This is a genomic window from Cytobacillus sp. FSL K6-0265, assembly GCF_038003465.1.
In the GTDB taxonomy this organism is placed as follows: Bacteria; Bacillota; Bacilli; order Bacillales; family Cytobacillaceae; genus Cytobacillus; species Cytobacillus stercorigallinarum.
This window is the reverse complement of the sequence record NZ_JBBOPE010000001.1, coordinates 3,655,132-3,668,094: the sequence shown is the minus strand read 5'-3', so window position 1 is coordinate 3,668,094 and position 12,963 is coordinate 3,655,132. Positions and strand designations below refer to the sequence as shown.

Here is a 12,963-nt window from a genome sequence, read left to right as displayed (position 1 = left end):
TCATTGTTAAAAGAGGAAAAACAAATTAAGTTCCAATATGATTAGTTGCTAATATTTCGGAATCTTCTTTATTTTAAATGCAATAACTGTGATAATTAAATTTTTTGGAAATGGAGCTTTGATTAATGAAGAAATTATATTTTATTATGCTTTTATTTGTTCTTGTTTTAACTGGTTGTATGCAAAAGGAAGAAGTGAGTAATAGTGGAGAAGAGAATAATAATGATCAAACCATTGTTATTGAAGATGCGTCAGGTGAACGCAGCTTTGAGGGAGTTCAGGAAAAAGTAGTTGCTCTTGAATGGAGCGTTGCTGAAGAGTTATTAGCTGTTGGTGTACAACCAGCTGCAGTAGCGGATGTAGAGGGGTTTAATAAGTGGGTAACAATTGATGCTAAATTAGATGATAGTGTTGTGGATATTGGTTTAAGGACAGAACCAAATATTGAGGAAATAGCAAAGTTAGAGCCTGATGTGATTATTGGTATGGAATATCAAGAGCAGTTTAAAACGGACCTTGAAAAAATAGCTCCTGTCGTGATTTTTGATAGTTCGACAGATGAAGCTCAAAAAGACTTATATGCTTACATGTTACATACATTAAAACAGACAGGTAAGCTAGTAGGTAAAGAGCAAGAGGCTGATGAGGCAGTTGCTCATTTAGAGGGAAAAATGGCAGAAGCGAAAGAGAATATTTCTGCAGCTCAATTAAAGACAAATGAATTTGTTTTTACACAAGCTTATTCTGCGAATCAAGCACCGACCTTTCGATTATTTACAGAAAACTCAACGGTGAGCCATACACTTGAAGGTATAGGATTGACGAATAAAATCCAGGACCAAGATCCACAGCCGAGTGGTTTTATTACAACAAATGTAGAGGGTGTATCTAAGTACGAAGAAGCTTTATTTCTTCATACTGTACAAAAAGATGATCCGTTATTTAGTAATTTAGAAGGAAACAAAGCTTGGAATTCTTTATACTTTGTAGAAAAAGACTTGATGTATGATGTAGGAGCAGGTGTCTGGACGTTTGGTAGTGTTCTTTCAATGGAAACTTTAGTTGCTCATGTTGAAGAGACATTAGTGAAGTAATGTTATGAGAGCTAAACCCTTTTTATTATTTGCGACATGTGTGTTCTTGTTTATTATTCTTGGCCTCATCCACTTAAGTCAAGGACAAGCTTCAACAGGTTTACTCAGCTTTTGGATGGAAGTATGGGATAATGAACAGGAACTGAATTTTCTCCTTTATAGTAGAATGCCGAGGTTTTTAATTGGTTGTTTAGTTGGAGCTGCACTTGCCGTAGCAGGGATGTTATTACAAACAATGACAAGAAATCCGCTCGCAAGTGCAAGTACATTAGGCATTCATGCAGGAGCATTTTTCTTTGTTGTTCTTTTTTCTATTTTCTTTCCTTCTATAAAGGGTGCCTTTCCATTTTTCGTGACGATGCTTGGGGGGATCATAGCAGCTTTAATTGTTAGTTTTCTAGTAGGTAGAGCATTGGATCCTATTAGAATCGCATTAACTGGATTGATAGTAACCATGTTGTTTTCTTCATTTACTAGTGCCCTGCAGCTGATATATGAAAATGAAGTGTCCGGGTTGTTTTTATGGGGAGCGGGAACATTGTTACAGCTTGATTGGAGTGGTGTTCAATTCGCTTTGCCATGGATTCTTTTTACTCTTCTTTTTGCCTTTATAATAGGTCATCGTTTTGACGCCTTACTGTTGGGGGAAGATGTAGCTGTAGGCTTAGGACAAAATGTGATGATTAGTAAATTAATAGGTTGGGGCATTGCAATTATATTAGCTGCTGTCTCTGTTACAGTAGTAGGCCCAATTGGCTTTGTTGGTATTATGGCTCCACATATTGTGCGTCTAATGGGATTTAGAAAGCATCGATCCATGCTAATAGGAAATATAGTGGTTGGTGCAGGCTTACTCATATGTGCTGACATCTTTGTTCGTATGATATCGAGTATGTCCGAGTTACCTGTAGGAGCAATGACGGCCATTATAGGAGCACCTTGGTTAGTATATTTAGCCTTAAAGGTAAGTAGGAAAACTAGAACGGCTGGAGGAGCATTAGAGGGGAAAGTGCGTATTAAGCATGTAAAAAGATTTTATTTCCTCATATTTCTCGCCGTCCTTGGATTAGTAGGGCTTAGCCTTTCGTTTGGGGGAACAAGTTTCACTAGTCTTTTAGAATTGCCAAGAGAATTGATGTATAATACCTTCGTTTGGGATTTTCGCTTGCCTCGAGTGATCGTCAGCTTCGGAATTGGCATGATGATGGCGGCTAGCGGTTTAATGATGCAGACTGTTTTACGTAACCCACTTGCTGATGCTTCTGTTTTAGGTGTAACTTCAGGTGCTAGTGTAGTGGCGATGTTGGTTCTCATTGTTTTTCCACAAGCCCCCTTTGTCCTTATTCCATTTGGTGCATTAATTGGTGCACTTGTCACAATGGGCATTGTATTGTTTATTAGTGCGCGGAGCGGTTATCAACCGATGATTCTATTATTAATGGGTGTCGCTATCTCTGCGGTAGGTTCTGCTATTATACAGATTTTATTAGTGCGTGCTAATCTTCATGCATCACAAGCTTTGACATGGCTTGCTGGTAGCACCTATGGTACGAGCTGGAGTGATATAGTAATAGTGATGATAACATCGTTGCTACTATTTCCGGTTATTCTCTATATGGCCAATACATTCGAAATCTTATCATTGAGTGATGAACTATCCATCGGTCTAGGTGTGAAAACAAGTAAAATGCGTATGTTTATGATTATATTAGCTGTTATGTTGTCAAGCATAAGTGTATCGGTGGTTGGAGCTATTGGATTTATCGGTTTACTGGCTCCTCATATTGCTAGGCAACTGGTAGGTCCGAAGCTACTACAGTTACTGCCATTAACCTTAGTAATTGGCGGAATTTTACTTATTTCAGCTGATTTTCTTGGAAGGGTAGTATTAGCACCAAAAGAAATACCAGCAGGAGTAATTGTTTCTTTAATCGGTGCACCTTACTTACTTTATTTATTGAAAAAAACAAACAAAATCAAATCGAGTTAATCTGTTTAATAAAAAATAATCTGAACAATAGTTCGGGTTATTTTTTATTTCTTTTTCACTTATTTTTGCGCGTTTTCTTGTTTATGGTTGTATCCTTTAGGTAAAATAATCTGTATGAAGATGATTGGTAGATGAGGTGATGGAATGATTAGGATTGGTCTTACTGGATGGGGAGATCATGATAGCCTATATACGGAGCGTGTATCTAACCGTGATAAACTATTAGAATATGGCGCTCATTTTCCAACAGTTGAGGTTGATGCTTCCTTTTATGCCGTACAGCCGGAAAGGAACGGGGAAAAGTGGGTAAGAGAAACCCCTGCTTCATTTAAATTTGTTGTGAAAGCTTATCAAGGGATGACGGGGCATCAAAGAGGTGAGATTCCATTTGAGTCAAAGGAAGAAATGTTTGCTGCTTTTAAAGCTTCGCTAGCCCCTTATATAAGAGAAAATAAATTAGCGATGGTCCTATTTCAATTTCCACCTTGGTTTAATTGTAAAAAGGAAAATGTCCAATATTTACGTTGGTGTAAACAGCAAATGGGAGAAATACCATGTGCAGTTGAATTTCGACATCAGTCTTGGTATCAAGAAACGTTTATAGAAGGTACTCTAAATTTTATCAAAGAAGAGAAATGGATACATACTGTTTGTGATGAACCACAAGCAGGGGAGGGGTCTGTTCCAATTGCGTTGCATACTTGCGGTCACCCAATTGTGCTTGTCAGGTTTCATGGTCGAAATGTTCATGGGTGGCAAAATAAAAAACAACCAAATTGGCGTGAAGTTCGATATCTATACCGTTATAATAACCAGGAATTATTGGAATGGGCAGACCGATTAAAGCAATTACAAAAAGAGGCGAAGGAGGTCTATGTGCTTTTTAATAATAATTCTGGTGGTGACGCAGCGGATAATGCAAAGGAAATGCTTCACATATTGGGCATTGAATATGATGGATTAGCTCCAAAACAACTCGGTTTATTTTAATGAAAGAGTACACCGAATCTCTACCTATAACATAAATTGTTAAAGGGAAGGGGGGACGGTCATGGTTGAATTAAAGCCTGTTATTTTGGATGGTCATACGTTTATGACTGTATCCGTTGAGCTGCCAAAGACTAATTTGTTAGTCGTATCAAATGATAAAGGATATATCATGTGTGGTGCATTAGACGTTGCGTTATTAAATGAGAAATTAAAAGATCGCAAGGTAATTGCTGGAAGAGCAGTTGGGGTGAAAACGATTCAGCAGCTAATCGATGCACCACTTGAATCAGTCACTTTTGCTGCGGAGGATTTAGGAATAAAAAAAGGGATGAGCGGAAGAGAAGCGTTATTAAGAATGGTATAGTTTATCCTACTATATCTTCAAAACAATAAATTTAAGAATATTTAAGGTTTTGATAGAGTTTTGCATAAATATTTATATTTTGATATAATGTATAGCAATTGAATAATGCCTTATCAATCCGATGGGGTAGAGGCGCAAATCATCATTAGTAATCAATGTGAGGATGACAACAGTGAACATTGATAAAAGGGAGATTTGCCGAAGCAAATAGGTACGTCAATATTTATTTGTTGGGGTTGCTCTAAATAAGAGTAACACTGTCATTATGGAGGTATATTAACCATAATGGGGAGCTACAGTCGTGATGGAGAATAACGTTACTTCTAGAAGAGTAATGATAGAATCTCTATCGTTACTCTTTTTTATTATCAATTAAGGATCAAAGAAAAGTGGGGACACCTTTCTCTGATCGTTAATTGATATGAGACGCATTCGTTCATGTCTATAGCTCCTATACTAATAGGAGGTCTTTTTTTATGACAGGTACATTTATTTCTGTGCTGCCACCTTTGGTAGCTATGCTTTTGGTTATTCTAACAAAAAGAGTAATTCTCTCCCTTGGTTTAGGGGCGTTAACAGCAGCTATCTTAATTGCAGGATATCAACCGCTAGATACGTTGCAAATATTTTTCTCGTCGTTCATAGAACTTTTTATAACGGATGAAGGGTTAAATACTTGGAATGTTTATATTCTATTATTCTTACTTATTCTTGGTAGCATTACTGCCTTTATTTCAATATCTGGTGGTAGTCGTGCTTTTGGTGAATGGGCAATGAAGCGTGTAAAAACAAGAGTGGGTGCACAGTTATTAACCGTAGTTTTAGGTATGATTTTGTTTATAGATGATTATTTTAATGCGTTAACAGTCGGACAAGTATCTCGCCCTGTTACAGATCGACAAAAGGTTTCACGTGTAAAGCTTGCCTATTTGATTGATTCTACATCCGCACCCTTATGTGTGATTTCGCCCATCTCGAGTTGGGGAGCATCAATTATTGCCTTAATTGGCTCGATTTTAGTGGCTCATGAAATAACGGATTATAGTGCATTCTCTGCCTTCATGCAAATCATTCCGTTAAATTTTTATGTATGGGCTGCAATTATAATGGTATTTATCATCGTTGTTGGGCAAATTGATTTTGGTCCAATGAAGAAACATGAGAACCAAGCTATTCAACAAGGAATTCTATTTGATAAGAAGAAACAGTTGAAAGACGAGGTTCAAGAGGAACTACCTACTAGTACGAAAGGGACTGTAGGTCATCTTATTTGGCCAATCATTGTTTTATTTATAGGGACAGTGAGTATGATGGCATGGACAGGCATTAGTGGTGCAGAGGGGAATTTGTCAATCGTATCCTTATTAGAAAACACAGATGTGGCCTTGTCACTCATTGTCGGAGGATTATTGAGTTTAGTTGTTGCTTACGTACAATTTGCTCAAGTAATAAAAAAAGACGATAAACTAACGAATAAGTTTTATTTGAAAGCAACATGGGTTGGGATGAAATCTATGTTTGGTTCAGTATTAATCTTAATCTTTGCCTGGTTACTCGGAGATTTAATTAGTCAAATAGGTACAGGGGAATATTTGGCTAGCGTAATTAATCAATCGAATCTTAGTCATGACTTTATCCCTGTTATCCTATTTATTATTGCGGCACTTATGGCCTTTAGTACAGGTACATCTTGGGGATCATTTGGCATTCTGCTTCCGATAGCTGGTGATATTGCAGTAGCAACGGATATATCCCTGTTGATTCCTGCAATGGCAGCTGTACTTGGAGGAGCAGTATTCGGAGATCACGCTTCACCGATTTCTGATACATCTATTTTATCCGCCACAGGTGCAGGTAGTAATTTGATTGATCATGTCATTACGCAGTTTCCTTATGCCTTTACAGCAGCTGTTGTTGCAGCCATCTCTTATATCATTTTGGGTGTAAGTGGAAGTGTACTTATTTCATTAGCTGCTTTGATTGTGATGATGGTTGGGATTTTATTTGTTGTTAAAATGTTCGGTACAAAAACCGAAAAGATGATATGATCGCTTTTTTGAAAATAAAGGAAGGAGGAATGAACTCATCGGTTTATTCCTCTTTTTCTATTCTACAAGTCTAAAATCACTACATAAGCAAAATTATTTTACCTCCAATAGAATTCCAAATTATTAACAATTATAAAAACTACATTATATCTATCTACTTTTAACTATTTTTTGAATATAATGATAGAGTTTTATAAACAAAACATAAGAGAGAAAAAACCTTTAACGCTCTAAACGGTTGATAGATTTCTAAATATTAATACTATTCGTAAAGATTGTTTTGACAGATGAATAAAATGATACTATACTATTTTTAGATTTATAGCAATTATCAGAAAAATATTTTATTTTGGTTATTTTAGTCTATTTCTTGTATGGTATCTTTTCTTGTGGGGGTTATATGGGGGATTTGAACCATGACCTTAGTTGTTGGAATAATCAAAAAAGGGGGATCTTTATGTTTTTTAAAAAGAGAATGACCGCTGTTCTTCTAGCTTCTACTATAGGAGCTGCAGGTTTCCTTGCTGGCTGTGGTAGTGATAGTGCAGGTGGTGGTGAGTCTGGCGATACTGTCAAAATAGGTGCCAACCTAGAACTCTCTGGTGCTGTTGCCTCATATGGTGAAGGAATTGCCGAAGGAATTGAATTGGCTGTGGATGAAATTAATAAAGATGGTGGGATTGACGGTAAAGAAATAGAAATCGTAAAAGTCGATAATAAATCGGATGCAGCAGAAGCAACAAATGCAGCAATTAAATTAACGGAAAATGATGATGTCGTAGCTATTATTGGGTCTGCTACAAGTGGTAACACAGTTGCTCAAGCACAAGTGGCTAATAATTCCGAGACGGTATTGCTTTCTCCATCAGGTACGAGTCCCAATGTCACAGTGAATGAAGATGGAAGCTTAAATGATTTTGTCTTCCGTACATCGTTTATTGATCCTTTCCAAGGAACGGTCGCAGCGAATTTTGCTGCAAATGAATTAGGAGTTAAAAATGTAGCTATCTATGCTGATAATGCAAGTGATTATGCAAAAGGTTTAGCAGCTTCCTTTAAAGAAACTTTCGAAGCAGCAGGTGGGAAAATAGTTGCCGAAGAATCGTATGTGGCAAAGGATACTGATTTCAGGTCCACACTTACAAGAATTAAATCAGCTAATCCAGAATTTATTTTTATCCCCGGTTATTATGAAGAAGTAGGACTTATTGTCAAACAAGGCCGTGAGATGGGTATTGACGTACCGCTAATGGGGGCTGACGGTTGGGATTCACCAAAGCTAGTTGAATTAGCCGGAGGGGATTCCTTAAATAATACATTTATTACAAACCATTATTCTTCTGGTGATCCAGATGAGACGATCCAATCCTTTGTAACAAAGTTCGGGGAAAAATATAATGGCTCATCACCAGACGCTTTTAATGCATTAGGTTATGACTCTGTATATATGTTGAAAGATGCCATGGAGCGTGCCAAAAGTACAAGTGATGCAAAGAAAATTAAAGATGCCTTAGCTGAGACGAAAGATTTAACTCTTGTAACGGGTATCATTTCAGTCGATGAAGATCATAACCCAATTAAATCAGCTACTGTATTGGAATATAAGGATGGGGAACAAGTCTTCAAAACGAAAGTAAATCCTTAAATTAAGGCTGTATTGAAATGGGAGGAGCGAAAGAGGCCTTCCATTTTTTTATCAGATAAGGGCAAATTTTAGATGCCATTGCCAATACCTATAGTCCAAGGTTACTTGGGACAAAGAAAAGAGTGAATGATCTTTGTCCGGTCGGTGTTTGTGGATTATCAAAGATCATCAGCTTTTTTAGAATAAGCGTGTCAATTACCTTAAAAGGAGATATTCAGCATAGCGTTTTCGCTAGCTGTCACTCTCTATCTGAAGCTATTCGGGTTATTTGAAGAGGAGTGGGGATTCATGGATTGGATTCAACAGTTAGTAAATGGGATATCGTTAGGAAGTATTTATGCACTAATTGCTTTAGGTTATACAATGGTTTATGGAATTATCAAATTGATCAACTTTGCCCACGGTGAAGTATTTATGATTGGGGCTTTTGTCGGTTTTTATGCTATTGCTGGATGGGGATTAGGGTTCTTCCCTGCTTTAATTATTGCAATGGCTGTCTGTGCAGGAATGGGTATGTTAATTGAGCGTGTAGCATATCGAAGGTTGAGAGGTTCTACTCGAATTGCTGCTCTCATAACAGCGATAGGAATTTCTTTATTTATACAGTACTTATTTATTTACTTTAGAGGGGCACAACCAGAGGCTTATCCTGAAGTCATTAGCAATCAAACATTTAACATTTTTGGTGCACAAATCAGTAGTCAATCACTCATGATTTTAGGCACTTCTATTGTACTAATGATCGTTTTACAATTTATTGTTCATAAAACAAAAATCGGTAAAGCGATGCGCGCTGTGTCACATGATATGGATGCGGCAAGGTTGATGGGGATTAATGTAAACACAACCATTTCAGCTACTTTTGCTATTGGCTCTTCGTTGGCTGGGGCAGCAGGCGTTTTCTTTGGCGTGTATTATACAAAAATAGAACCGTTAATGGGTGTGATTCCAGGAGTAAAGGCCTTTGTTGCAGCTGTACTAGGTGGCATCGGAATAATTCCTGGAGCGATGGTTGGAGGTCTTGTGCTAGGAGTAGTTGAAACGGTTGTTAGTGGCCTTGGTTACTCTTTATGGAGAGACGCGGCAGCATTTGTCATTCTGATTTTAATCCTTTTATTTAAGCCATCAGGTATCTTTGGCAAAAATGCAAGAGAGAAGGTGTAAAAGGATGAATACGAAGAAGATTAAAGGTTTCTGGTTGTTTGTTATTCTCTCTATTATTGTATACTTTGCAGTTCAGATGGCTGCAAATATCGGGATGATTAATAATTATCATGTAAATACACTTGTTTATATATGTATTAATATTATTCTGGCTGTAAGTTTACATTTAGTTATCGGAATTACTGGACAATTTTCAATCGGACATGCTGGTTTTTTAGCTGTTGGGGCTTATATTTCAGCAATTGTGACGATGAAACTTTCACTTCCATTTCCTATTGCCCTTATTATTGGTGGGATTGTTGCCGCTTTAACTGGATTAATTGTTGGCATTCCGTCTTTAAGATTACGGGGTGATTATTTAGCGATTGCAACTTTAGGATTTGCAGAGATTATCCGCATCATTTTCTTAAATATTGATGCAGTAGGTGGAGCAGCAGGTATGCAGGTCACAAAGATGACAACTTGGACTTCTGCTTTCATTTGCCTATTTATCACCGTATTAGTGATTGTAAATTTTACAAATTCAAGGCATGGGCGGGCGTGTATTTCGATTAGAGAAAATGAAATTGCTGCAGATGCGATGGGCATTAATACGACCTATTATAAAGTAGCGGCATTTGCTATTGGGTCTTTTTTTGCAGGAATCGCAGGTGGATTATACGCCCATAACTTTTATATTATTCAACCCGTTCAATTTGGGTTTTTGAAGTCATTTGATATCCTCATTTTTGTCGTATTAGGGGGATTAGGCAGTCTCTCTGGGGCGGTTATCTCGGCTATCTTGTTAACAATTGTCTCCACATTTTTACAAAGTTATCCTGAAACACGAATGATTATCTATAGTGCCGTGCTCATTCTAGTTATGCTTTACCGTCCGCAAGGTTTATTGGGGACAAAGGAAATTACGGACCTCTTTAAACGTAAAAGCGTGAAAGGAGGAAGTTAAAATGGAGAAACATCCATTATTAAAAGTCAATCAAGCAGGTATTTCTTTTGGCGGTTTAAAGGCTGTTTCAGGATTCGATTTGGAAATTCACCAAGGGGAACTGGTCGGTTTGATTGGCCCGAACGGAGCAGGGAAAACGACCAGCTTCAACCTATTAACCGGTGTCTATGTGCCAACTGAAGGAGATATTTTCTTAGAAGGGGTACGTTTAAATGGGCTCCCTCCCTATCAAGTGACAAGGAAAGGAATCAGTAGGACATTTCAAAACATTCGTTTATTCAATGATCTTTCTGTGTTAGATAATGTAAAGGTAGCCAATCATTCGCGTGCGAAACATTCGATGTTAAGCTCGATTCTGCGGTTGCCTTCTCATTTTAATGGGGAAAAAGAAATGGAAGACAAATCAATAGAACTATTACGTATTTTTCAGCTTGAACATGTAAAGGGTGAATTGGCTAAAAACTTGCCATATGGGCAACAAAGGCGATTAGAAATCGCAAGGGCATTAGCGGCTGGACCAAAACTTTTGCTATTAGATGAGCCGGCTGCCGGAATGAATCCACAAGAAACACATGACCTTATGGAGCTCATTCGCTTTATTAGAGAGAAGTTTGATCTAACGATACTCTTAATCGAACACGATATGAATTTAGTTATGGGGATATGTGAAAGAATATATGTACTTGACCATGGGCAATTAATTGCCGAAGGATTGCCAGAAGAAATTAGAAGCAACCCAAAAGTGATCGAGGCTTATCTCGGAGAGGAGGTTTCTTCGGATGCTTAAGGTTGATGGAATCGATGTTTACTATGGAAATATTCATGCATTAAAGGGCGTCTCATTAGAGGTATTAGAAGGTGAGATTGTCACTTTAATTGGTGCAAACGGAGCAGGGAAAAGTACGCTATTAAAAACGTTATCAGGATTATTAAAGCCGAAGCAAGGCGTGATTCAATATGAGAATCAATCGATTGTTGGTAAACAAGCACAAACGATTGTAAAGGCTGGGATATCCCATGTACCAGAGGGAAGACGAGTGTTCTCAAATATGACTGTAGAAGAAAATTTAGAACTAGGCGCTTTTGTGAGAAAAGATAAAGAAGTACAAAAAGATATCCAAAAAGTATATGAACTTTTCCCGCGATTATTCGAAAGAAAAGGACAGCTTTCCGGAACTTTATCAGGCGGAGAACAACAAATGTTAGCGATGGGCAGAGCCATTATGGCTAGACCTAGGTTGCTATTGTTAGATGAACCATCCATGGGCCTGGCCCCAATTATGGTTAAGACCATCTTCAGTATTATAGAAGAAATTAATGAAACAAACGGAACAACGATTTTGCTTGTTGAACAAAATGCGCATATGGCCCTTTCTATTGCGAAAAGAGGCTATGTCCTTGAAACTGGAAAAGTGGTGCTTACCGGATCAGCAAAAGATTTACGTGAAAGTGATGAAATCCGTACGGCTTATTTGGGCGGATAAAAAAGAACCAGTGGAAGCCCGTATATCAAAAAAGAGAAGATGAATCAAGAGACGGAACATTTAAAAGCGAGGAATGAGATGCCGCTTCTAACGAGAAGGCGCCATCTATTCCTCGTTTATTTTGCTTTTTCTTGTCTTTCCCATAGTTTCAAATGAGGATACGGATCGTATGACCATTCAGTATAGCCATTATCCTTATACATCCCATAATGGAGGTGTGGAGGGAATTTTCCCGAAGTACCTTTTGGGCCATAGCCAGAACTTCCGACACCACCAATGACTTTACCAGGTTCAACAACTTGCCCCACTGTTAAATCATCAGAAAATCCACTTAGGTGAGCGTAATAGTGATAGTTATTGTTGATATCGCGAATACCGACTCGCCAACCACCATATTTATTCCAGCCTTTCATTTCGACAATACCATAACTGGTGGCTCTAACGGGTAAGCCGTAATCAGCAAAAATATCCGTTCCTTCATGAATTCTTCTACCACCCCAACCTCTCGCGCTGCCCCATGTACTACGATAGCTATAATGAGTACCAATTGGGACAGGAAAAACATGTTCGTCTAAATCAAGTCTCCCATAGTTTTGATAAAGCTTTGCTTTTCCCATAATTATTCTTACTGATTTATCACGCTTATAATAGTTCCAAATACCAATTTTAATGTTCTCATAGTCCGTTCCATAACGAAGTAGAAAGTTGGCAAATGCGTACAATACATCGTCATCACTATGCAAACTTGCTTTTCCGTCACCATCACCATCAAAGCCAATACCGTTAAAAAACTTAATCGTCTTTGGGTCTTCATCATTTATATTTGGGTTTGTGAATCCAACCCATTCCTCCGGTTTAAAGTAAATGCCAGTAATCCCTTCAGCTTTAGGTAATTCTCTCCTAGATTGTCTTACATTTCTTTCATATTGATCAATGGCAGCAAGATAATACCAAGGAATGGTTGTAACTGCTTCAATTCTTTCATAAAGTGCCATTCTTTTTGTGTAAACATCATCTACTTCGGAGGCTGCTGTCGTATCTGGTTGGATAAAAGATAAGACCGTTATTAAGGTGAAAAGTAATGTGAAAAATCGCACCAATAAACCTCCCTTCTCTTCTAATTACTGTTATAGTTTGTGATAAAATAAAAAAACGATAAATATAAAATATTGGAAGGTTTTGATGAACGAGGTTGTTCTATCTACTTCCATGTGTTAAAGTTGCTTCTGTAAGAACCT

Annotated in this window: 11 protein-coding genes and 1 riboswitch; of the genes, 10 read left to right on the top strand and 1 reads right to left on the bottom strand. The window is 37.7% G+C overall.

Annotated elements, in window-relative coordinates:
* Positions 1-125: 125 nt before the first annotated feature.
* From MHH73_RS18560 to MHH73_RS18515, 10 genes are all read left to right on the top strand, one after another.
* A complete protein-coding gene (locus MHH73_RS18560) occupies positions 126-1,094 on the top strand; it encodes an ABC transporter substrate-binding protein (RefSeq protein WP_191817062.1) in 969 nt (322 codons plus the stop codon).
* 4 nt (positions 1,095-1,098) lie between these two features.
* Positions 1,099-3,084: an iron ABC transporter permease gene (locus MHH73_RS18555; RefSeq protein ID WP_191817061.1), complete on the top strand. Its 1,986-nt coding sequence runs from the start codon at positions 1,099-1,101 to the stop codon at positions 3,082-3,084.
* Positions 3,085-3,228: 144 nt separating this feature from the next.
* Positions 3,229-4,074: a DUF72 domain-containing protein gene (locus MHH73_RS18550; RefSeq protein ID WP_341068611.1), complete on the top strand. Its 846-nt coding sequence runs from the start codon at positions 3,229-3,231 to the stop codon at positions 4,072-4,074.
* Between the two features lie 61 nt (positions 4,075-4,135).
* On the top strand, positions 4,136-4,438 hold the full coding sequence (locus tag MHH73_RS18545) for a YunC family protein (protein WP_191817059.1): 303 nt from the start codon (positions 4,136-4,138) through the stop codon (positions 4,436-4,438).
* Positions 4,439-4,557: 119 nt separating this feature from the next.
* A riboswitch (Lysine riboswitch) is annotated at positions 4,558-4,742 on the top strand.
* Between the two features lie 172 nt (positions 4,743-4,914).
* Positions 4,915-6,486 (top strand): Na+/H+ antiporter NhaC family protein, encoded by a 1,572-nt coding sequence (locus MHH73_RS18540; protein ID WP_341068608.1) that lies wholly within the window; start codon positions 4,915-4,917, stop codon positions 6,484-6,486.
* Between the two features lie 457 nt (positions 6,487-6,943).
* On the top strand, positions 6,944-8,131 hold the full coding sequence (locus MHH73_RS18535) for an ABC transporter substrate-binding protein (protein ID WP_341068605.1): 1,188 nt from the start codon (positions 6,944-6,946) through the stop codon (positions 8,129-8,131).
* A gap of 288 nt (positions 8,132-8,419) precedes the next feature.
* Positions 8,420-9,295, top strand: coding sequence for a branched-chain amino acid ABC transporter permease (locus MHH73_RS18530; RefSeq protein ID WP_191817056.1), 876 nt, complete (start codon positions 8,420-8,422; stop codon positions 9,293-9,295).
* Between the two features lie 4 nt (positions 9,296-9,299).
* Entirely contained in the window at positions 9,300-10,241 is a 942-nt protein-coding gene (locus MHH73_RS18525) for a branched-chain amino acid ABC transporter permease (RefSeq protein WP_341068602.1), read from the top strand.
* Between the two features lies 1 nt (position 10,242).
* Positions 10,243-11,028 carry an ABC transporter ATP-binding protein gene (locus MHH73_RS18520; RefSeq protein ID WP_341068599.1) on the top strand — a complete coding sequence of 262 codons (786 nt, stop codon included), beginning with the start codon at positions 10,243-10,245 and terminating at the stop codon, positions 11,026-11,028.
* Complete coding sequence (locus MHH73_RS18515) at positions 11,021-11,725, top strand: ABC transporter ATP-binding protein (protein ID WP_191817053.1); 705 nt, start codon at positions 11,021-11,023, stop codon at positions 11,723-11,725. The genes MHH73_RS18520 and MHH73_RS18515 overlap by 8 nt, the downstream gene beginning before the upstream one ends.
* Before the next feature lie 116 nt (positions 11,726-11,841).
* On the opposite strand, the gene MHH73_RS18510 is transcribed toward MHH73_RS18515, so the two are convergent.
* Complete coding sequence (locus MHH73_RS18510) at positions 11,842-12,792, bottom strand: M23 family metallopeptidase (RefSeq protein WP_341069837.1); 951 nt, start codon at positions 12,790-12,792, stop codon at positions 11,842-11,844.
* Positions 12,793-12,963 lie beyond the last annotated feature (171 nt).

Excerpts from the sequence above, each read along its gene's own strand:
- MHH73_RS18520 (WP_341068599.1), top strand. The coding sequence starts at position 10,243 with ATGGAGAAACATCCATTATTAAAAGTCAATCAAGCAGGTATTTCTTTT.
- MHH73_RS18535 (WP_341068605.1), top strand. The coding sequence starts at position 6,944 with ATGTTTTTTAAAAAGAGAATGACCGCTGTTCTTCTAGCTTCTACTATA.
- MHH73_RS18515 (WP_191817053.1), top strand. The coding sequence starts at position 11,021 with ATGCTTAAGGTTGATGGAATCGATGTTTACTATGGAAATATTCATGCA.
- MHH73_RS18560 (WP_191817062.1), top strand. The coding sequence starts at position 126 with ATGAAGAAATTATATTTTATTATGCTTTTATTTGTTCTTGTTTTAACT.
- MHH73_RS18540 (WP_341068608.1), top strand. The coding sequence starts at position 4,915 with ATGACAGGTACATTTATTTCTGTGCTGCCACCTTTGGTAGCTATGCTT.
- MHH73_RS18555 (WP_191817061.1), top strand. The coding sequence starts at position 1,099 with ATGAGAGCTAAACCCTTTTTATTATTTGCGACATGTGTGTTCTTGTTT.
- MHH73_RS18545 (WP_191817059.1), top strand. The coding sequence starts at position 4,136 with ATGGTTGAATTAAAGCCTGTTATTTTGGATGGTCATACGTTTATGACT.
- MHH73_RS18550 (WP_341068611.1), top strand. The coding sequence starts at position 3,229 with ATGATTAGGATTGGTCTTACTGGATGGGGAGATCATGATAGCCTATAT.
- MHH73_RS18525 (WP_341068602.1), top strand. The coding sequence starts at position 9,300 with ATGAATACGAAGAAGATTAAAGGTTTCTGGTTGTTTGTTATTCTCTCT.
- MHH73_RS18530 (WP_191817056.1), top strand. The coding sequence starts at position 8,420 with ATGGATTGGATTCAACAGTTAGTAAATGGGATATCGTTAGGAAGTATT.